General features: G+C 58.1%; 19 protein-coding genes and 2 pseudogenes. 11 read left to right on the top strand and 10 right to left on the bottom strand.

Translation table 11 applies throughout. From position 1 onward, the window contains the following. The first annotated feature begins 34 nt into the window (after positions 1 to 34). From BLR13_RS27195 to BLR13_RS27210, 3 genes are all read left to right on the top strand, one after another. Positions 35 to 493 (top strand): OsmC family protein, encoded by a 459-nt coding sequence (locus BLR13_RS27195; protein WP_074817603.1) that lies wholly within the window; start codon positions 35 to 37, stop codon positions 491 to 493. A gap of 457 nt (positions 494 to 950) precedes the next feature. Beyond that, on the top strand, positions 951 to 2483 hold the full coding sequence (gene ltrA / locus BLR13_RS27205; protein WP_171944935.1) for a group II intron reverse transcriptase/maturase: 1533 nt from the start codon (positions 951 to 953) through the stop codon (positions 2481 to 2483). Positions 2484 to 2699: 216 nt separating this feature from the next. Continuing rightward, on the top strand, positions 2700 to 3368 hold the full coding sequence (locus BLR13_RS27210; protein ID WP_074817601.1) for a transglutaminase-like cysteine peptidase: 669 nt from the start codon (positions 2700 to 2702) through the stop codon (positions 3366 to 3368). A gap of 646 nt (positions 3369 to 4014) precedes the next feature. On the opposite strand, the gene BLR13_RS40420 is transcribed toward BLR13_RS27210, so the two are convergent. The 5 genes from BLR13_RS40420 to BLR13_RS27230 all read right to left on the bottom strand — a co-directional run bounded on the left by BLR13_RS40420 (position 4015) and on the right by BLR13_RS27230 (position 8078). Further along, a complete protein-coding gene (locus tag BLR13_RS40420) occupies positions 4015 to 4257 on the bottom strand; it encodes a hypothetical protein (RefSeq protein WP_143039659.1) in 243 nt (80 codons plus the stop codon). Positions 4258 to 4365: 108 nt separating this feature from the next. Then, a complete protein-coding gene (locus BLR13_RS40425) occupies positions 4366 to 4605 on the bottom strand; it encodes a hypothetical protein (protein WP_143039658.1) in 240 nt (79 codons plus the stop codon). Next, a complete protein-coding gene (locus BLR13_RS27220) occupies positions 4606 to 4803 on the bottom strand; it encodes a hypothetical protein (protein ID WP_074817598.1) in 198 nt (65 codons plus the stop codon). It abuts the gene before it with no gap. A gap of 645 nt (positions 4804 to 5448) precedes the next feature. After that, entirely contained in the window at positions 5449 to 6513 is a 1065-nt protein-coding gene (locus BLR13_RS27225; protein WP_074831047.1) for an IS110 family transposase, read from the bottom strand. A 446-nt stretch (positions 6514 to 6959) separates the two neighbouring features. Continuing rightward, a complete protein-coding gene (locus BLR13_RS27230; protein WP_074831046.1) occupies positions 6960 to 8078 on the bottom strand; it encodes an IS110 family transposase in 1119 nt (372 codons plus the stop codon). A gap of 199 nt (positions 8079 to 8277) precedes the next feature. On the opposite strand from BLR13_RS27230, the gene BLR13_RS27235 reads away from it, so the two are divergent. Next, entirely contained in the window at positions 8278 to 9126 is an 849-nt protein-coding gene (locus BLR13_RS27235) for a PepSY domain-containing protein (protein ID WP_074817596.1), read from the top strand. A 342-nt stretch (positions 9127 to 9468) separates the two neighbouring features. Then, positions 9469 to 9714, top strand: coding sequence for a hypothetical protein (locus tag BLR13_RS27240; RefSeq protein ID WP_091976775.1), 246 nt, complete (start codon positions 9469 to 9471; stop codon positions 9712 to 9714). Positions 9715 to 10082: 368 nt separating this feature from the next. On the opposite strand, the pseudogene BLR13_RS27245 reads toward BLR13_RS27240, so the two are convergent. Next, positions 10083 to 11137, bottom strand: a pseudogene (locus BLR13_RS27245) (IS110 family transposase). Between the two features lie 601 nt (positions 11138 to 11738). Between BLR13_RS27245 and ltrA (BLR13_RS27250) the strand changes: the two are divergent. The 5 genes from ltrA (BLR13_RS27250) to BLR13_RS27270 all read left to right on the top strand — a co-directional run bounded on the left by ltrA (BLR13_RS27250) (position 11739) and on the right by BLR13_RS27270 (position 17619). Then, positions 11739 to 13070: a group II intron reverse transcriptase/maturase gene (ltrA, locus tag BLR13_RS27250; RefSeq protein WP_143039567.1), complete on the top strand. Its 1332-nt coding sequence runs from the start codon at positions 11739 to 11741 to the stop codon at positions 13068 to 13070. A gap of 482 nt (positions 13071 to 13552) precedes the next feature. Further along, the gene (locus BLR13_RS27255; RefSeq protein WP_074817592.1) at positions 13553 to 13858 is read left to right on the top strand and encodes a LysR family transcriptional regulator; all 306 of its coding nucleotides are present in this window, start codon (positions 13553 to 13555) and stop codon (positions 13856 to 13858) included. 249 nt (positions 13859 to 14107) lie between these two features. Further along, on the top strand, positions 14108 to 15331 hold the full coding sequence (locus tag BLR13_RS27260) for a vanadium-dependent haloperoxidase (RefSeq protein ID WP_074817590.1): 1224 nt from the start codon (positions 14108 to 14110) through the stop codon (positions 15329 to 15331). 4 nt (positions 15332 to 15335) lie between these two features. Further along, positions 15336 to 16361: a hypothetical protein gene (locus tag BLR13_RS27265; RefSeq protein ID WP_074817588.1), complete on the top strand. Its 1026-nt coding sequence runs from the start codon at positions 15336 to 15338 to the stop codon at positions 16359 to 16361. 319 nt (positions 16362 to 16680) lie between these two features. Further along, on the top strand, positions 16681 to 17619 hold the full coding sequence (locus BLR13_RS27270; protein WP_074817586.1) for a metallophosphoesterase: 939 nt from the start codon (positions 16681 to 16683) through the stop codon (positions 17617 to 17619). A 9-nt stretch (positions 17620 to 17628) separates the two neighbouring features. Here BLR13_RS27270 and BLR13_RS27275 read toward each other — a convergent pair whose 3' ends face one another. After that, on the bottom strand, positions 17629 to 18117 hold the full coding sequence (locus tag BLR13_RS27275) for a CDP-archaeol synthase (protein ID WP_074817585.1): 489 nt from the start codon (positions 18115 to 18117) through the stop codon (positions 17629 to 17631). 68 nt (positions 18118 to 18185) lie between these two features. Beyond that, entirely contained in the window at positions 18186 to 18338 is a 153-nt protein-coding gene (locus BLR13_RS40430; RefSeq protein WP_154070772.1) for a hypothetical protein, read from the bottom strand. A 119-nt stretch (positions 18339 to 18457) separates the two neighbouring features. Between BLR13_RS40430 and BLR13_RS27280 the strand changes: the two genes are divergently transcribed. Further along, positions 18458 to 19396, top strand: a complete 939-nt coding sequence (locus BLR13_RS27280; protein ID WP_074817583.1) for a metallophosphoesterase — start codon at positions 18458 to 18460, stop codon at positions 19394 to 19396. 536 nt (positions 19397 to 19932) lie between these two features. Here the strand turns inward: BLR13_RS27280 and BLR13_RS27290 are convergent. Beyond that, positions 19933 to 20304, bottom strand: a pseudogene (locus tag BLR13_RS27290) (Hsp20/alpha crystallin family protein); the annotation flags it as partial. A gap of 97 nt (positions 20305 to 20401) precedes the next feature. Beyond that, positions 20402 to 20863: a small heat shock protein HspB gene (gene hspB / locus BLR13_RS27295; protein WP_074817579.1), complete on the bottom strand. Its 462-nt coding sequence runs from the start codon at positions 20861 to 20863 to the stop codon at positions 20402 to 20404. Positions 20864 to 21077: the final 214 nt, after the last annotated feature.

Consider the following 21077-nt stretch of genomic DNA (forward strand, 5'->3'; position numbering starts at 1 on the left):
CCCCCGTTCGGCGACAGCGGTCTAGGAGGTTTGCGTGGAGACAAAGAGACCCTACAAATCTTTTCGTTACAAGGCCAACACAGCCTGGAGTTCCGCGCGACGGGGCACGCTTTCTGCGTCGGGGAAACCAAACATCGTCGTTGGCAGTCCGCCTGAGTTTAAAGGCGAGCCCGATATCTGGACGCCTGAAGAGCTACTCGTCGGCTCAGTCAATACATGCATGATGCTGACCTTCCTGGCGCTCGCCCAAGCGAAAGGTCTGACTCCGGTGCAATATGAAAGTGAAGCCGATGGCCTGCTCGAAAATGTCGAAGGCAAGTACCGCATCACGGAAGTCATGGTTCGCCCGCGCGTGAGCCTCAAAGACAAAGCCGAACTGGAACGTGCCCGCGAAATCATGGAAACCGTTGAAGCACAGTGCTTCATCTCGAATTCCATAAAATCGAAGGTCTCGCTCACTGCGGAGTTTGGTGTTGCTTCGTCGCCAAAGTGAAGGCGAATTGCGTTGGCTGCACGAGTCCGGTTCTGGCACGAACCGGACCAGATGGCGCGGCCTGGCTATGTCCGTTCATAGGGGGTAACTCGGAGTGCGCCGGGAGACCGGCAAGGAGTAGATGGTGGAAGTCCATCACGATGAAGGAGTAGCGAACCGCATCGACCCCGAGTCATGCGCAGATGCCCGCGAGGGCCTCGGCGAAGCGTTGACAGGGGAGCGCATAGGCCAGCCATTGAGCCGCGAAAGTACCCTCATTCTGGGTGCCGACGTCGTTCCGGTGACGGAAGGCAACACGGATGGGCGCGATAACGCGAGCGCCCAGACGGCCCGGCGTGGTCTTAGACACTGGCATGTGCGCACGCTCTTTGCTTGGGAACCGGGAGATCTCATGGTCGGCCAGCACCAGTATGCGTGCTGCACTGGCCCGCGTCGGGAAGGCGAGGAGCCGTAGCCGATGATGTACGATCATGAGAAGTCTGACCCCGCCATAGTAGCTGTGAAGCCAACGAACAAAGCCGGGCAACCGGCTGTGGAGTTGGGGGAGCCAAGGGCGGGGGCCGAGGGGAATGTGCGTCAGCAAAGCACGGGCCGGGCACAGTACCGGGGAACCGTGTCACAGGCGCTGGAGCGCATACGGCAAGCCGCAAGGCAAAGGAAGAAGGAGAAGTTCACCGCGCTCTTCCATCACGTCAGTATTGACCATCTCGCAGAGGCATTCTCTGAACTCAAGGGGAATGCTGCAGCTGGAGTGGATGGGCTGACATGTCGGGATTACGAGCAGCACCTTGAGCGCAATCTTGAGGACCTGCATGCTCGCGTCCATCGGGGAGCGTATCGGGCACTACCGTCGCGGCGGGTTTACATACCCAAACCGGATGGTCGGCAACGCCCGATCGCGGTCGCCGCCCTTGAGGACAAGATCGTCCAGAGGGCCACGGCTGCGGTGCTGAGCGCGATCTACGAGGAGGATTTCCTCGGGTTCTCGTATGGGTTCCGACCCGAACGCAGCACGCACGATGCGATGGATGCGCTCATGGTCGGGATCACCAGCACAAAGGTGAACTGGATACTGGACGCTGACATCCGCTCGTTCTTCGACACGGTGAGCCAGGAGTGGCTCATCAGGTTTGTAGAACATCGCGTCGGCGACCGACGTATCATCCGCCTGATCCAGAAATGGCTCAAGGCAGGCGTCCTGGAAGACGGAATCGTGACGGTCAGTGACAAGGGGACCGGGCAGGGATCGGTGATCTCACCGCTTCTGGCCAATCTCTACTTACACTACGTTTTCGATCTCTGGGCCGAGCGCTGGCGACGGCGTGAGGCAGCGGGCAATATGATCATCGTGCGCTACGCCGACGACCTCATTGTTGGCTTCGAGCACGAGACCGACGCCCGTCGCTTCCTCGACGAGATGCGTAAGCGGTTACAGGAGTTTGCACTGTCGCTTCATTCGGAGAAGACCCGGCTGATCGAGTTTGGACGCTTCGCGGTGGAAAACCGCAAGCGGCGCGGGCTCGGCAAACCGGAGACCTTCACCTTCCTGGGCTTCACCTTTATCTGCAGCAAGACTCGTCGGGGTAAATTCCAAATCAAACGAAAGTCCCGGCGCGATCGCATGCAGGCAAAGTTGCAAGCCATCAAACAGGAAATGCGACGGAGCATGCATCAGCCGATTCCCCAGCAGGGAAGATGGTTGCAGCAGGTCGTCACCGGTTACTTCAACTACCACGCGGTGCCGACAAACAGTTCGTCACTGTCCGCGTTCCTATTCCACGTTACCAATCTCTGGCGGCGAACGCTGCAGTGGCGGAGCCAAAAAGATGGGATGACCTGGGAGCGGATCAAGCGGTTGGCCGACCACTGGCTCCCGAAACCGCGAATCCTTCATCCGTGGCCAGAGAGTCGCTTCGCCGTCAGACACCCAAGGTGGGAGCCGTATGCCCGAATTGGGCCCGTACGGATCTGTGCGGGGGGCGCGAGGTAACTCGCGTCCCTACCGCGAAAGTGACGTTTCGGGGCCACCAGGTCCGTTGATGACCCCGGAACGGACTTAGAATCGCTCGGGCCGCTTAACCCCAAATCGCAAACCAGATGCTGCTGCTCGTAGGGAGTAATGCTGATGCTCGGATTTCGAGACCGCCTGATCTGACTATCTTATTGATCGAACGGACGGCTTGAAGTCTGGAGCCGCTGGTGTCTGATGATGGGAAACCTGTCCCGCATTGGTGTACTGACCATATGGTTGATTGGCGCGTCCCCACTCGCCGCTGAGCCATTTGGCGTCGCCACGGTTCCAGCAGCACCAGACAGCCGGATCTCTGCGATATGGCGCGACCTGCAGGCGGCCATGCGCGCGGATGAGCAGATCATCGTTGTATGCCGTGCCAATCCGGCCTGCGGCTCTCCCGCGGCCCTTCGGTTCATCGCGATAGTCGATGAGGCGCGTCGGTATCAAGGGCGCGCGCTGCTCGGCCACATCAACCGCGCCGTTAACCTTGCGATCCCGACGACGCGCGGCGATGTGTCATGGCAGTCGCCCCTGAAAGCTTTGGCGTCGTCCGGCGACTGCAAGAGCTATGCGGTGACGAAATATGCGGCCCTCGGTGCCGCTGGCATTGCGCCGGAGGACCGACGATTAGTGATCGTTTGGGACAACGCGCGCCCGCAGGAAACCCATCTAGTCGTAGTGGTGCGCGTTGCACAGCGATGGCTAGTCCTTGATAGCCGAACCCTGACTTTGGCCGACAGCGACGACCAACAAGCCTACCAACCGTTACATTCGTTCGACCATTCCGGAGTGCGGGATTTTCCGCCGTTGGCCCCGGCGGCGCGCCGCGCGCAGCTCCAAGAACCAAAACCGCAACAATAGTCCGGAGTACGGCTGCTGGAGATGGTCCAATCTGTGAGCAGGGATCGAATGAAGCTTCTGTTTGCTGCGCTGCATGAGTCTCTTGTTAGCACTTTTGAGACATGCCGACCGGACGTTACGATGTCCGCTCGTGAGGGAAGATCGGAAGTAGGCCGTGCTGGCGCTGACTTCCGAAAATGACCCTGGCTGTGTAAAAACGTGAGATCTTACAAACCGTGGAGAATCTGATTCTTAGATGTCGCTGTGCCGCAGCTCAGTATGCTCCTCACACGCTATGAAGGGGCATTTGAAGAAAAGCTTTTCTCCGCGATTTGCTCGCTGCTGCGTTTTTACACAGCCAAGACCCACACCTGACATGAGCATCAATTTAAGATGCACCCGAAACGCCCCGGTCGCTGCCGCTTGTGGGTCTTCTCAGAGCCCCATTTACCAATTGCAGCCAATCACCGCGTCCGAAGGTTTTCGGGCCCCGCTCGACGGCAATGCCGCTCGATGTTAAGATTGGGTATCTCGGTACTAAGTGACCATCTCCCACGAGGTCGAGGATTTTGTGCTTAGCTTGGTTGCGCAATTGCATGCGGAATACTGCGTGGCGCAGCAACGACGTAAGTGCCCTTGAGAACGACTAACCCAACAGATCGGGTATTCATGATAGTTTGGAGAAGCGCACATGATCGGTTTGTTGTTTGAAAGCAAGTTGATAGCAAAACCCCTGTCTTGTTTCGTCTTTCTCTTGGCAATGTGGTGTGGCTTCTCCGCGCATGCCCAGCAATCGTCCCTTCCCTATGGAGGGGGAGCGGGCACAATCGAAAAATTCGAACGTTTCCATAACGACCGCGATCAGACTGCCAAAACGGGGCAGCCGTTCAAGATAGAAGGCAATTGCCAATCTGCTTGCACTCTATTTCTGAAACTGAGAAACGTTTGTATTGATCCGAACGCCCAGCTCCGTTTTCACGTTGGCGGAAGTCCGTATACCACGCAGGTGATGCTCAATTCATACAACGGAAAGCTTCGGAGTTTTTTGATCAAGAATCATTACATGGACACAGAGCAATTTCATGCCATTTCCGGGCGTGAAATGATTGAAACGTTTGGCTACAAGCGATGCCCGGGGACGTGAAATTTTTAAATTCTCGGTGCTGTTCGACACTTTTGTGTCGTGCGCAACCACGCCGTTGGCCGCCTCAACGTGCTTGACGGCGCGATCATCGCCCAGTGCAACCGCCATCGCCATTCAGGAGTTCCTTGCCTTCCTCGTCACATCGAGGCCAACGTGCCAGCCTAGCCCGACGTCCATCTCGGAGGATTTCATGAAAATACCAATTGCGCTCGTTATACCGGCCTTTCTCAGCTTGACCGTCGCGTCGTCTTTTGCGCCCGCATTTGCTGCCCCACCCAAATGGTCCTGCTCGTCGGCTTCAGCAGCTTGCATAAAACTTTACAGCGACTCCCCCGAATTGGCTGCTAAGTGCCAGCCGGCCCGAGCGAGCTGTATGAGCACAGGCACATTTGTTGGGCCGAAGGGCAAAGCGTTCCCGGGCATGGTGAAGAGGTAACTGTTACGGGCTGAGAGGACGGCTGCTTCACTACCCCTGACAAATCGTCTCGCGAAGGACTAGACTTCCGATTCTGACCCGGATGTATGGTCCGGCCGTGCGTTGCAAGGGGTTCGTCGATCTGGTGGTAAGCGGTCTTGCATCAATGTATCCGGTCTCTAGTTGGAGCCGTTTTGCTCCGGACCATCATGGATATCAGCGCGCGTGCGACCTCATTAACGGACAGGCCTCGACGGGCCATCCGGGTCACCAGTGTTCGCATGCGCCGGGAAGACCGATCCTCCATCTCTACTTATCCTCTCGCAGACCTCGGCTGGAAACTGCTGATAGGTTACGTCATCGCTTGCTCCTCATATCGCGCAGTTCCTTTGTTCGAGCCAAAGGCCGTTCCTTCGTCCCGGCCCGCAGAACGTCGATCGCGTCGCGCGCAGGGGCGGTCAAGGCCGGCCGTTGCACTTGGCGTGCGGCGGGCCCCGGCGTTGCCAGGCCGCGCCTTGACAGCACCGAGCACGGCGCGAGGATCAAGCGGGTCGGACGCCTGCATCGTCGGTCCTCGTCAGCTCGAAGGCGCGTCCTTTAGCCAGCACCGCCCAGGCGATGCGGGCAAGCTTATTGGCGAGCGCGATCGCCAGCACGTTGTGGTGCAACCGCCTCTTGGCGGCTTCGATCCAGGATTTGAGCCCGTAACGTTCCCAGTTCTTTATTCTGACCAGCACAACCCATGCCGCCTGCACAAACAGAACGCGCAAGTAGCGATTGCCGCGCCTCGAGATTTTGCCGAGGATCGTGCGATCTCCGGTCGAGATCTGCTTGGGCACCAGTCCGAGCCAGGCGCCGAAGTCGCGGCCTTTGGAGAATACGTCTCCAGTGCCGATCGCGGCCACCATGGCGCTCGAAATGATCGGTCCGATGCCAGGCACCGTCATCAGGCGCGAACATGCCTGATCTTGACGGGCCAGTGCTTCGATCTCGCCGGATAGGCCATCGATGCGCTGATCCAGCCGGCGCCAGTCGCCCGCCAACTCCTCGATGATACGCAACATGCGGGGCGACAGGGCATCGGTGCGCGTCGCTAGGATGGTGGGCAGTTCCGTGCGCAGGAAGCCGATACCCTGGCGCACGGCGATCCCGCGTTCCAGCATGAAGGCGCGAATCTGGTTGATGATGCCGGTGCGTTGCGACACCAGCCGCTCGCGCACCCGATGCAGCGCCTGCAGATCCAGTTGCTCCGCGGTCTTGGTCGCCACGAACTTCATCGTCGGGCGCTGCACGGCTTCGGCAATCGCTTCGGCATCATTGAAGTCGTTCTTCTGTCCCTTGCTATAGGGGCGGACATATTTGGCCGGCATCAACCTGGCATCGTGACCAAGCGATGCGAGTTTGCGGCTCAGGTGATGTGCGCCGACGCAGGCTTCCATGCCGATCAGGCAAGGCGGTATATTGGCGAGCCGCGCTTCCACTTGGCCACGCGACCATTTTTGCCGCAGCACGATGGCGCCGCGCGCATCGTGACCCACGACGTGGAACGAGTTCTTGCCAATATCGATGCCGATCACGGCGATCGCGGTATTGGGTGTCTGAGACATGGCGTGCTCCTTGTCTTTGGCGCCCCTTGCCAGCTTCCCTTGCTGGCGGGGCAGGAGCACGGCCCGACCATCCCATTCTGATGTCCCCAGTCAAGCACACAGCGCACGGTTTCCCATCTCCACGAGGACTCATCGTGAAGTTCTTGCGCCGATGAATCGTGCAGAGGAGAAGGCGGGATCCAAAGACGTCGGTGAACAGGCTCTGATGCGCGGGTTGGATACCGCATTTCCGTTTTTTCGTCTGGGGCTGTCCCTGGTCTAACGTCGGGCGTCGATCGGATGATCGGCCACATAATGGGTTTCAGGAATTCCCCTGCCGTGGTCCCACCTTCACCTCTGCACAATTGATGATGTCTGCGACTCCCCTGATCCTGATTGCAACAAAGGGGGCTGTGGGCCGGTCGAGCGCACCTCACGACTCGAGCGGTCCACAGCCCCCAACGACGTTACGCCTGCCGAGGTGGCATGAGCTCTCGATTGATTGCCCAAATGAAGGCGGATAGCTCTCGGGCAATCGCCGTGACGATTACGGTTCGCCGCTTGCCCTTCCGCTCGAGTGAGCGGAAGCGTCCGCACAATCTGGTTTGCGCTTTCCACGCAATCTCTCGCGCGCGTCTCGGTGCGGCCTCCACCTTTGGCTGCTTGTCTCGGCTTACGCGCGGCGGATATCGATAGCTCCAGGCCGCTTCGACAAGAATACGTCGCGCCCGCCCATTACCGGCCTTGGTGATGCCGCCGCGCTTGACCTTATCGCCAGTCGAGCTTTCCGTGGGCACCAGACCCAGATAGCCCATCAGCTCGCGCGGATTTTGAAAGCGGGAGAGATCACCGATCTCGGCCAGCACCCCCACAGCCGCAATGAGATCAATCCCCCGCATCGCCTGCAGCGCCGCGACAACCTCGGCAAGCGACCACTCGGGTACTACCTCGCGGATGGCATCTTCCAAACGCTCCATCCGCTCACTTTCCTGGCGTATCCCCTCAAGTAACTCTTCGAATGCGATGCGCTGCTCGCGATGCTCGAGCTTCTGTGACATCAGCCATCTCATGTGGGCTGGTCCCCACGTTGTCTTGCCCGGATAGATGCGTCCCAGCCGCAGCATCAATGACGAGATCTGTTGACGCTTGCCCTGGAGGTCCTTCTTCACTGCCTGACGGGCGCGCGAGAGATCGCGCATAGCCTCATGGCGCTCGTCCGGCACCCACACCGCGGTGAGCTCGCCCGCGCGCAACAGCTTGGCGAGGCTTACCGCATCGCGCCGGTTCGTCTTCACTCGATCGCCGGCCTTCTTCGGAACGAGCGAGGGGGCCACCACCAGGCAGTCATGGCCGAGGCTCTTGAGCAGTCTGTAGAGGCCATATCCTGTCGGCCCTGCTTCGTAGCAAAACGTCAGATGACAGCATTTCGCCGCAAGCTTTGCCACCAGCTTTCGGATCGCTGCCTCTGTGGCAGAAAACTCCCCGAGATATCGTACCTCGCCGCCACGGCCGCCATCGGCAATGGCTATTGCATTGCGCGATTTTGACGTATCGATTCCGACAAAGACCTCAGTATGATGACCCACGACTCGCCCTCCTTGTTTGAGGCTCTGCCCGGTCCATCCAGGCAACCCTCGTCGCAACATCGAGGGTGAGTCGCCTCATTTTGTGGAGGGGACATACAGTCTAACGGACCTCATCGACCCGGGCGGCTGGGGACCCTCATCTTGTCCTAAGTATCGCGCCGTAAGCATGATTGGGGGGCGCGTTTCAGGAGGATGATTCATGCAAAAAGATTTCCGTTACCAGGCGCTCGGCGCGCTTTGCTTTCTACTGCTCGCACTTACCCTGAGCGGCCAAGGATTAGCCCAACAAGCGGCGAGCCGAAGCCTGTCCCAAGTCAACATTTCGCCCTTCCGAATCGTTGCCGAAGATGCGCTGGCGATTGTCAATTCGGGCAATCTCAAGCGCGCCAAGGCGCGGATCAAGGATCTCGAAACGGATTGGGACCGCGCCGAGGCAAAGCTTCGTCCGCGCAGTCCTGAGCAATGGCGAGCCATCGACAAAGCGATCGACGCAGCCCTGCTGCAACTGCGTGCTGACAGCCCGCGGGCTCCGGCCGCCAAGGAAGCTTTACAAAATCTGCTCGTCGAGCTTGGTCGGCCCGATCAAAGCGCAGCCGCTGCGCCGGGAAAAACCGAAGCTAGCGACTTGGCCAAGCTTCCGATTACAGACATCATTGCGGTGGTTGAGAAATTGCAGGCCGGCACCAGAGTGCTTGACGTGAGCTTTGAGCCCAAAGACGGCCAGCCGGCCTATTTGGTGCGGACCTATGCGAATGGAAAAATCTGGGACGGTCTTCTCGACGGTGTGACCGGCGCGGCCATTGGCGGCGGCACGGTCATAGATGAGCTGGCACTTGACGATGAGGACAAGGCGGAAGTGGCAGCATCGAAGCACGCGAAAATCACGCTGCGACAGGCCATCGAAACAGCCGAGAAGGCCGGCGAAGGCCGTGCACTTAATGCTGGATTAGAACAAGTGCGCGGGCGGGTGGTATGGGAGATTTTGATTCAGAACACCAAAGTGTCTCGGCAGGTTCACATCGATCCGATCACTGGAGAGATTTTGTGAGGGCGGCCGATTTCTTACAGGCCGGTCGTGTGATTCCAAGGATCGCAATGTTTCGCTAGGTCTGCTTTTGGGCACTTTTCGGACATGAGGGACCGCTTCGGCGATGTCCGTTCTCGGGCGGTGGAGCAGGCATGCGCGTCACGCAACCGCGCGGTTCGGGACATCAACGTTCTTCAAACCAAATTTAGGCTTGCTCCGTAGATCGCGTATCTGAGGTTGGTGGGGTGCCATTTACCGTCGCAAACTGATCGCAAAATGCTAGGCTTTAGCCATTGCACAAGGCAAGTTTCAGGGGGCAGCTCGAGTTTATCACGCTTGTAGGCGATCTTGCGGGAGGCTCAATTGGTTTCAGTCGATCATTTTAAATACGAGTTAATTGCGCAGTTGCGAAGCGCCGCGGCACAGGGCGCGACAACGGTCGTGGTCAACTCGACCGAGCTCTGCCGATCCATTCGCAATGCCAACCACTCGACGCAGGCTTGTTGTGAGGCAATGGAGGCGGAAATAAAACCCGGCGACGTTGTGATCGAGCAGAAGAGCGGCACTGGGATGACGGTCCGCTATCTGTTGCCTCGTAAAGACGGCTGAGAAACCGGATCGCATCGGCGCCCGTTAGTCGCTCGATCATCGAAGCTGCTTGCCACCAGTGAGGTGATAGAGCGGGAGCGGCCCGGCTGTGCGTTGCAAGCTGGATTTGATGATCTGGAGATGATTGGTCTTGCGCTTCTGCATCCGGCCCTTGAACGGAGCGTTTGTGCTTCAGGCCATCATGGATATCCGCGCGCGCCCGATCTCATTCTCGGAAAGGCCCTGAAAGGCCGCTAGTGCCACCAGATCACGGATGCGACGGCGAGACCGTTTCTCCATTTCCTCAATCCAACTCGCAGACCTCGGCAAGTATCGTTCTGCTTGGCTTGGTGGTGCTAGGGATCAGCCCTTAGGTTAAACCCGAGCGCTTACGCTGTTCTCGGCTCGACGCGTGCTTCGTAGCTGCGACCTTGCGCCAAAACGGTCCAGGTAATCCGCGCCAGCTTGTTGGCCAGTGCAGTTGCCAGAACATTGTGATGCAGGCGTTTTGCGGCAGCCGTGAGCCATACTCCGAAGCTGTGCTTTTGCCAGTTTTCCGGTCTGAGCAGAATAACGCGAGCACCCTGCATGAACAGCATGCGAAGATAGCGGTTTCCACGCTTGGTGATGCGGCCTAGGATGGTACGATCACCCGTGGACATCTGCTTCGGCACCAGGCCGAGCCACGCCGCAAAGTCGCGTCCTTTTACAAAGGCAGTGCCGTTGCCGATCGCAGCCACCATTGCGCCTGCAATGATCGGGCCGATGCCCGGGACCGTCATCAACTGCCGGCAGCTCGCGTCGCCGCGCGCCAGGGCCTCGATCTCATCCGTCACATTTTCGATTCGCTCATCGAGATGAGACCAGTCGCCGGCGAGGTCCTCAACAATCCTGACCATGCGGGGCGACAATACGTCGGTACGCGTAGCCAAAATGTCTGGAAGTTGATGTCGCAGGAAGCGAAGTCCTTGCCGCACAGGCATGCCGCGCTCGAGAAGAAAACTGCGGATTTGGTTGATCACAGCTGTACGATCGCTGATGAGGCGAGACCGAACGCGGTGGAGCGCCTGGAGATCTAATTGATTGTCGGTTTTTACTGGAACACAGCGTGTCGAGGGACGCTGCACGGCTTCGGCGACTGCGTAGGCATCCCGGAAGTCGTTCTTGTGGCCTTGCCGGAACGGTTTGGCATAAGCGGGCGGTACCTGCTTTAAGTCATGGCCGAGCGCACTTAGCTCGCGAGCCACATAGTGCGTCGACATGCCAGCTTCGATTCCGATCAGGCCCCGCGGCACATTGGCGAGCCGGGCTGCGATCCGGCCGCGGGCAATCTTCTCCGCAAAACGATTGCCCCCTGGTCGTCGAGGCCGATCAAATGCATGATGTTCTTGCCTGTATCGATGCCAATGGTGTGAGCGACTGTAGCGGCTGTCTTATGGGACATGGCGATGTGCTCCTCGTGCTTCTAAGCCCCCCGCGGACTCTGAGAGCCGTTAGGGGCGGGAGCACGGCCGGTCCATCCCATTCTCGGACTGTGATGTCCCGCTTGAGTGTGCGCCGTGGAAAGGCGGCGCTTTCCAGTGGGTGTAAGTCCCACCCGGCAACCGCTCCAGCCGGAAGCAACCGGAGCAGTCATGGAGGTAACAAAGTGGCTGAAGCCTTCGGTATGCGTGTCACGAATTGGTGACAGCGCGAGTGTGCAGGCCGTAACGCGAGTAAACGCCGAGCAAACCTCGAAAAGGACGATGCGCAGGCCGACCCGACCACTCTTTCGGGGAAGGCTGATACGGTTGGGTGCAAGAGCGAATTAATACTCCCAGCCGCTGCGCCGGGGTAGTGGCGACGGCATGTACACAAGGAAAGCGTACGCAACACGGGAAGCCCCATGGCGTGGCCAGCGATGACCAACCGAACGCCCGCGAGGGACAGGTCGGGCGCCTTGGGGTGGCGGAGAGGTTCGCAGTACCGCTGAAGCCGGGTAACGCCGGTGGAGGGAAGGGACCTCAGTTCAAGACAGACGCAACAAGTAGTGAGGGATTTGGAGATTGGGTAACCTATCAACTCCGAAAACTGTTCAGAAACTGCAGAAGGCGTTGCACGCGAAAGCGAAGGCAGAAGCCGGCTATCGGTTCTATGCCCTGTACGACAAGATCAGCCGCGAGGACATTCTGGCCCATGCCTATGCCCAGTGCCGCTCCAACAAGGGCGCACCGGGTGTGGACGGTCAAGACTTTGCGGATATCGATGCGTATGGCGTAGGGCGATGGCTTGGCGAACTGGCGCTTGCGCTCCGGGAGGAAAGCTACCGACCGGATCCTATCAGAAGAGTGTTCATCCCGAAGGCCAACGGCAAGCTCAGGCCGCTGGGCATCTCGACCGTGCGGGATCGGGTCTGCATGACGGCAGCGATGCTGGTGCTGGAACCGATCTTCGAAGCCGACCTTCCACCCGAACAGTACGCGTACCGTCCTGGGCGAAATGCCCAGCAGGCGGTAATTGAGGTGGACCGGCTGCTGTTCCGAGGCCATCCGGAAGTCGTTGACGCCGACCTCGCGGACTACTTCGGGAGCATCCCCCATGCCGAACTACTAAAGTCGGTAGCGCGCCGGATTGTTGATCGGCGCGTGCTGCATCTGATCAAGATGTGGCTGGAATGCCCCGTAGAAGAAACCGATGATCGAGGAAGGAAGACACGCACGACCGAAGCCCGGGACAACCGGCGAGGCATCCCGCAAGGGTCACCCATCTCCCCACTACTGGCGAATATTTACATGCGCCGGTTTGTGCTGGGATGGAATATGCTCGGGTTGGAGCAAAGCCTCGGCTCTCGTATCGTGACCTACGCCGACGATCTCGTGATCCTGTGTCGGAGAGGCAAAGCCGAAGAAGCCTTGCAGCAACTGCGCAAGATCATGAGCAAGCTGAAGCTCACGGTCAACGAGGAGAAGACACGAATCTGCAGGGTTCCGGAAGGTGAGTTCGACTTCTTGGGCTACACGTTCGGACGGATGTTCTCAGAGAGAACCGGCCAGGCGCGCCTGGGATACCGGCCATCGAAGAAGAGCATCAAGCGCATGGTTGAGAAAATCCACGCACTGACAGACCGAACGGGGACATGGCAAGAAACCACAAAGCTGGTGGGCAAGGTGAACCGCACGCTGCGCGGATGGTCGAACTACTTCCAAGTAGGCACTGTCAGCAAGGCGTATCGGGCACTCGATAGCTACACCGCGATGCGGTTGCGCCGGTGGTTGCGCATCAAGCACAAGGTCAGGCGACGCAAGGGCGGGACCTATCCACTCCCGCATCTCTACGGGCACTTCGGGCTCGTACGGCTGAGCATGCTTGGGCACGACGTGCCGTGGGTGAAGGCGTGACGTTTTGTCCGAGAGCCGGATGCGGGAAATCCGCCTGTCCGGTTCGATGAGCGGAGTGTGAAAACGGGGCCATGGTCGAACCAGTAAGGCACCGCCAAACGAAAGGGGCGGAAACAGATATGTTCGAACCTAAAACTACCGCGTCACACTTCGACTCTACCCGGTTTCTGCGATAAAGCAGAAGTCAGACTTCGGGGCCGCTAGGGCAGCTTTTGACCCATGTGCGACATCAGTGAATCCCCTATCAGTCCGATGTTCCTTTGAGCCACAGTTGCGATTGATGCTGCGACCTCGGGCTAAATGGACACATTGGTCAACGATGTTGACTATTGAATATTCAAAAATATATTGAATGAGCGACCTTGCAAGACAATCGACAAAGCGCAAAATTTATAACCCGTATTGAGATTACAATTTTTTGACTGGTCTCCGACCTCGACTTACGCAGTGTCTTTTTGACGCCATCGTTTTCGGTGTTGGTCATGGAAATGCAACACGTCCGCAACTTCTTAGCGATTTGTGACGAACCGAGCTTTACGCACGCCGCACAAAAGTGCGGGATCAAACAACCATCGCTCGGTGAAGCCATCAAGCGCATGGAGCAGGCTATCGGGGGCGATCGTTTTGTACGATCCTCACCTGTCCGACTGACCGGCCTTGGGCTCCAGTTACGTCCAATCTGCGTCCAAATCAGCGAACTGCCTGAAAAAGCATGCGCTATGTCAATTTCGTTCGAAGACGCAGGGCGTTTTACTGACCCAACGCCAACACGTGAAGACTATCAATAGCATCGCAAGTCAGTCCAATCGTGGAAGCTCGCAATGAAGCCTAAAGCAAAAACCAACCTACCATTAGAAGTAATTGGCTTTTCCAACTTGGCTTAGTTATCAGCCTGACCGTCGCACTCGTATCATCGCGGTCTGCGAACTTGGAATTGGTGATGGCTTTCTTAGATTAAAACGCACATTGCGGGGGTACGATTCATACCACATTGGCAGTCGTTTGAAAAATCCAACTTTTCGGAGAAGGAGGCAGCGATGAACGTGCTGAAAGCTGCAATCGTCGGCCTGGCCCTGATGTCAGGCAATACACTGGTCCGCGCCGACGTCATCACCGACTGGAACAGAACCGCAATGGACGTGATGAAGGCGGTCAACGTGGGCGGTAACCCGTGGACGCGCAGCATGGCCCTGGTGAACGTGTCTATGTCTGACGCGGTCAACTCGGTACAGAACCGATATTCGCGTTACATGGCAACGGAGCTTCCAATTGACCCGAACGCCTCGGCCGAGGCCGCGGCCGCGGCGGCTGCACGCGAAATTCTCATGCGCCAATATCCCGGCCAGAAGGCGCAGATCGATGCAGCCTTCGCGGAGACGATGCAAACCATTCCGGACAACCCCGCACGGGTTGCGGGTATTGCTTTGGGCGAAAAAGCTGCGGCCGCCGTTTTCGCCGAACGTCAGAGCGACGCGACAAACGTGCCCGACACATACCGCCCGCTCACCACGCCTGGCGTATGGGTGCCGACCACGCCGCCGCTCTTCCCACAATATGCGACGGCCAAGCCGTGGGGCATGGACAGCGCGAGTCAGTTCCGCCCGGGTCCACCCCCGGCCCTCAACGGTGCTCTTTACGCGCGCGATTACAACGAAACCAAGGAAATGGGCGGAGTGAAAAGCACGAAGCGGACCGACGCGCAGTCCGACGCCGTGCGCTTCTGGACACAGGCCAACCTTGGGCCCGCATGGTTCCAGGCGGCCAGGCAGGCTTCCGCTCGTCGCGGCCTCTCTGTGGCAGAAAACGCGCGAGTGTTCGGACTGATGTCCATGGCTCTCGCCAACTGCTTCATCGTCGATTGGGACGCCAAATTCCAATACAATTTCTGGCGGCCGATCACCGCGATCCGCAACGGCGACCAGGACGGCAACGATGCGACCGAACGCGACGCAGGCTGGCAGCCTCTGAACGCCACGCCGATGCATCCGGAATACCCGTCGCAGGCGGGGATCAACGCGGGTGCGGCGCGAGGCGTTCTGGAAGCTGCTTTCGGCAGCGGGCCGGAAGACTTCATCGTGTACGATACTTCCGACGCGCGCCTGTCACGCCAATTCACCAGCTTTGCGCAGATGGACCAGGAGCACAAAGAGGTGCGCATCTGGGGCGGCATTCATTTCCGCAATTCGCTAGAGGTCGGAGAGGCGATGGGTCGCAAGATCGCCGACCATCTCGTGGCAAATTACATGAAGCCGGCGCGGTAGGCCCATGTTCGGTGCCATCTCAAGGCGCTTGGTAACTGGCGGGGCGCTGCTGCTCGCCGCCTTCCTTGCCGCGGACGCCGCGGAGATCGACGACGATCTGCCCGACCTTGCTGACCAGATCGCGCAGATGGCCTCCGAGGTCGCGCTCGAGTTGCAGCAAATCTGTCCGCCTGCTTCACCCTCGGACCAAGCAGCCTTCGACCGATGCCGGCGCAGCCTGTTCGGCGACTCCGCGCTGCGGCGCAGCCTCGCGCCGAGGCTCCTGTGGGGCCGCCGGAATCAGGACGCCGGGGCAGAGCTCAAGAATACCAATCTCACGCAGTTTGCGCCCGATGTGATTGCCGGCCTCTACCTCTCGCTGTTCATGTACAGCGGCGAGTACAGCACCGAGTACGTCGAACGCGAGCGATTGTACCTGATCCGTCTGCGGGCAGGGTTCCGCAACCTGTTGCCGCCCGGGCAGTTTCCGTATCCGTTCTGGCACGACGAGGCGAAGTGGGGTGTTTATCAGGCCGCCAATTCGGTTCTGCTCTGGGTCAATCCAAAGACCGCGAAGATCGTCATCGGGCAATTCACCGAGCGGGGCAGCGACAGCCCTGTTGTCTCCACGCAACCGATATGGCCCAAGTTCGATGGCAACTGGATGTGGATGGACAAGGAGGGACGCATCCAGCCGCGCGTGACACTCTTCGACGGCTTGTTCCGTCAAGACAATCCTTATCTGCCAAAGCTCGACTTCACATACAGGACGCTGGCGCTGCGGATGCGCGACGCGCAATGCGATAAATGTCACGCGCCGAACAACCCCCTGCCGATGCGCCGGCTAGTGCTGATGCACACTCCGGCCCACGCGGCGGGCGAGATCGCCCGGCTAATGACGGCGGTGCGTGAGGACAGGATGCCGCGCGACGATAACGGCATCGAACAGCCGCTCGAGCCCGCGCTCAAACGTGCACTGCTCGAAAGTGGCGGAGCCTTCGAAGAGTTAGTGAAGGCTGCAAAAGATTGGGAAGCGTCACACCGGGATTGAATGCCGAGGCATTGCGATGTCTCTTGTTGGCACGAAACGGAGCTCCAGGGATGTCCGTAGTTCGGTCGCTATCGGGGGGTTGAGCCGGCAACGGTAAACCGGACATAGTCCGAGGGGGCCGGATTCGGTAGCGATTGACCCGAAATGCGACATCGAGCTCATAGCGAATTTCTACTACGCCCAACAGGTTGATGAGAAAAGTCGCAAAATCTTCCAGGACTTCGTGCTTCCTAGCCCGGCCGAAAGGAATACTCCGGAGAGTCTGGCTGGGCCTGGTGCTTCCATGGAAGGTCGAGCCGATTTCGGAGGAAGTTGTTCCATGGACGAAGATATCTTGCGCAAAATGGAGGAGCGTCTCGGACCGCTCCATGCGAGACAGCGATTGGGGATTGAGACGGACCACGAGGCACAAATCTTCGGCCAAGGCCTCCTCTCCTTTCATATAAAGAACTGGTATCCGGTCCATTCTGTCATTCGAAATGCACTAAAGCTGACCGGTCTCTACTGGCGCGGACGCCGAAATACAGGAAGCATTCTTGTCAAGCGCAATGATGTTATGTTCAAGGAGTTGCCACCGCTTTTCGACGGCTTCACCATACTCCACCTTAGCGACATGCATGTGGACATGAATGAAGCTGCCATGCAGCGCCTGATCGAACTCGTCGGCGAAATGCGCTACGATCTATGTGTTCTAACCGGCGACTATCGGGGAAAGAATTTTGGACCGTTCGAGGCAACCTTGAACGGCGTCGCACGAGTGCGAGTTCATCTAAAGGGGCCCGTTTATGGGGTTCTGGGCGACCACGATACCATCCAAATGGTTCCGGGGCTGGAAGCCATGGGAATACGTATGCTGCTCAACGAGAGTGAGGTGATTGTGCGCGGCGATCAGCAAATCTATCTTGCCGGAATCGATGACGCTCACTGCTTCAAGGCCGACGATATCGAAAAGGCTGCGTTGCAGATACCGTATGGCGAGTTCTCCATCCTATTGTCACACACACCGGAGATCTATCGTCAGGCGGCTCATGCCGATTTTAATTTGTTGCTGAGCGGGCATACGCACGGTGGACAGATCTGTCTGCCAGGATCTATTCCGATCATACTTGATGCAGTATTGCCTCGACGGATGGGGGCGGGAGCTTGGCAGTATCACGACATGGCTGGCTACACCTCTGTGGGTGCTGGATCGAGCGTCGTTCCTGTTCGTCTCAACTGTCCACCAGAAATCACCTTGCACGGCCTTCGTTCGGGCTAACGGCGAGGCCTAATATGGTTCGTCGCGCAGGTGGGTCCGGAATAGAAAACGAGACAGAACTAGCGCGCCAATAAAAAAGATCCCGACGCCAAGCGCTATGTCTGCGATTGTCAATGAAAGTGCGTCGCGGCATGCCAGCATCGGAAATAGGGATTCGGGAACCTGATCGAGCCCGAGTGCCTGGCTGCTCGGCGGATAGTTTAGGCGGCGCTTCACGAAACTGGAGAACAAATCGCCCGCCATAGCCGCGCCCGCTACGATTGCACCGATTGTCAGATCCAGACCGATAAGCGGGGCGCTTGCTGTCGTGATGAGGACTGAAATCAAAATACCGCGGATGGTTTTCGATGGCCCAAACAACGGCCGCCCATCAAAAAGTATGGTGCCAGCATCCAGCGGAAAGGGAAAACGTGGGCCAAAAATCTTCTTCGCAACGATCGGTGTGCCGTTCGCCAACGTCGTTAAAACCAATAATTGCAGAAGATGCAGAAGTTGCATTTCTTCAGCTTAGCTTATAGTTACCTCCGACGTTAGTTCGATCTTCTATTGACTACTATGAGCGCCTTTCAGTGGAACGTCTTGCGCCGGTCATCCAAGGCGCCACGGTCGAGCTGATCCATCAACCTGAAGACGGCGAAGGCGGTCGGATGATCGCCGCCGCTGTCGCGGCTCGGCTGCGCCGACGTGATCGAATAGCGATGCAGTTTGTTGCAGTGCACGAATCAAATGACCCAACGCGACATTCAGTCGAAGCGTGGGAATTAGCCACTGACGGGTTGACCTTGGCCTGATGAGAATGCGCTATATCTACCCGAAGGCCGTTCAAGAGGGCTAGCTGGTGGACGAAAACATTCTGCGCAAACTCGAGATCCGTCTCGGGCCGCTCCATGCCCGGCAGCGATTGGGGATTGAGCGAGATCACGAAGCTCAGGTATTTGGCCAGGGCCTCACATTCTTTCACCTTGAAAACTCATCTTGGGCCGAGTGGATCATTCGAAATGCTCTGAAGGCAACCGGGCTCTACTGGCGTGCACGACAGAATGCAGAACGCATTCTCGTCAAACGAAACGATATGAGGTTCAAGACATTACCGCCCCTCTTTGAGGACTTCACCATTCTCCACATTAGCGACCTTCATGTGGATATGAATGAAGTTGCCATGAACAGACTCATCGAGCTGGTTGGCAGCATGCAGTACGATGTGTGTGTCCTAACTGGCGATTATCGGGGTCGGACGTTTGGGCCGTTCCAGCCCGCGCTGGATGGTGTCGCGCGATTGAGAACTCATCTGAAACTGCCTATCTATGCCGTGCTCGGTAACCACGATACGATTCAGATGGTTCCCGGGCTCGAAGCCATGGGCATTCGCGTGCTGCTCAATGAATGCGAAACAATTGTTCGCAAGGACCAACGGATCTATCTGGCGGGAATCGACGATGCACATTTCTTCAGAGTGGACAACATCGAAAAAGCCGCTCTCTCGATACCCTGCGGTGAGTTTTCGATCTTGTTGTCTCACACACCGGAGGTCTATCGTCAGGCTGCCCATGCCAACTTTGATCTGATGCTGAGCGGACACACCCATGGCGGTCAGATTTGCCTCCCCGGATCCATCCCCATCAAGCTCGAGGCGGTGCTGCCAAGACGGATGGGGGCTGGGCCTTGGCAGTACAGCGATATGACCGGCTATACTTCCGTTGGTGCGGGCTCGAGCGTCGTTCCCGTGCGCCTCAATTGCCCGCCGGAAATTACCTTGCACCATTTACACTGCGGCTGACGCTAACCTAATACGGTTCATCACGTACACGAGCCTGAAACAAAAGTCGGGAGAGAAGTAGCTCGCCGACGAAAAATACCCCAACATCCGAGGCAGCTCTCGGCAACCGAGACTTCCTTCTAAACCGGCCCTATGGCACCGGTGACGGGGAGAATGGCAACGTGCTGCCTGACATTTCGTTTAGAAATCGTTTCCTGCTTTCCCACGCTGAACCCGCTTTCGAAACGAAGCGATCGAACAAGTCATAGGCCGATGTCAGGTTTTGATCCTGTGAACGGCTCCTCCACGGGCACGAGAGTGCGATGAACCTGGGCGCTGTCATTCAACTCGCAATTTGTGCAGTGCATGAGTCTCTTCCTGGCACTTTTGTATGGACCGGCCGTGCGTTGCAAGCTGGATTTGATGATCTGGAGATGATTGGTCTTGCGCTTCTGTATCCGGCCCCTGAACGGAGCGTTTGTGCTCCAGGCCATCATGGATATCCGCGCACACCCGATCTCATTCTCGGAAAAGGCCCTGAAAGGCCGCTAGTGCTTGCGCCGTTCGAAGCGGCCGTAGTACCGCTCGCTGAAACGACGTGCCTTGTCCTCCGATTCCGATTTTTTCTCGCCGGAGATCGAAAGAACGCCATTTGCGATTTCCAGGCTGACGTCCTTCTCGTCGAGGCCGGGCAGTTCAGCGGTGATGCGCACCTCCTTGTCCGTCTCATCGATGTCGATCTGGGGCCAGCCAAGCCCGCTCAGTCTCCGGGACGATCCGAACGGCGCAAGATCGAACCCGCGGAATACATCGTCGAACATGCGGTTCATCTCGCGATGCAACGTAAAAAATGGATTCACGTCGGCACCGCGGGAAATGGCGACCTCGCGGCCGCCGTTATTCCAGGGAATGAGATCCTTGATACCCATGATATGTTCTCCTCAATTCAACCGACTTCCGCCGCGGACAGACCGCCGCGGAAGTCAGTTCGATGATGTCAATGTGCGGCGACGTGCGGCGACGCGGTCAGGCCGCTTTGCCGTCGATCTGCCGGACGTTCGACCCGGATGAACCCGCGATGGAAATCCGCCGCGGCTTCATGGCCTCGGGGACCTCGCGGACGAGTTCGATCTGCAGCAAGCCGTTGTCGAACGCCGCTCCCTTGACCTGGACATAGTCCGCAAGGTTGAACTGCCGCTTGAAGGGCCGCGATGAAATTCCCTGGTAGAGGAGTTCGCGCTGTTGTTTCTCGGCTTTCCGGCCTTCCACCGTCAGCACGCTTTGTTCTGCGGTTATCGCGATTTCGTCCGGTGAGAAACCAGCGACCGCCAGCGAGATCAGGTAGCGGTCTTCGCCCAGGCGCTCGACGTTGCACGGCGGATAGTTTTCCTCCGTACCGGCCTGTTGTGCGGCGTCAACGAGATCGAATAAGCGGTCAAAGCCGATGGTCGACCGCCAAAGGGGAGCAAAATCGTAGGTAGTCCTCATAGCCAAATCCTCCATTGAGCAAGATGGGTACGAGCAGGCGTCGGACACCTCCGGCGCCCGTCTCCGCCAGGCCCCCGAAGGGCGCCCGGACCGCTTGTCGCGGCAGGCTAAAAATTAGAAAAAGCCGATCTGATTTCAAGTGGGCCATCACGTTCATTTTCTAAGATACTGGGGAACGGGAATCCGCCGATCTAGTTTTGCTCGTGGTCGCCTG

The organism is Bradyrhizobium ottawaense, assembly GCF_900099825.1.
GTDB classification, from domain to species: domain Bacteria; phylum Pseudomonadota; class Alphaproteobacteria; order Rhizobiales; family Xanthobacteraceae; genus Bradyrhizobium; species Bradyrhizobium ottawaense_A.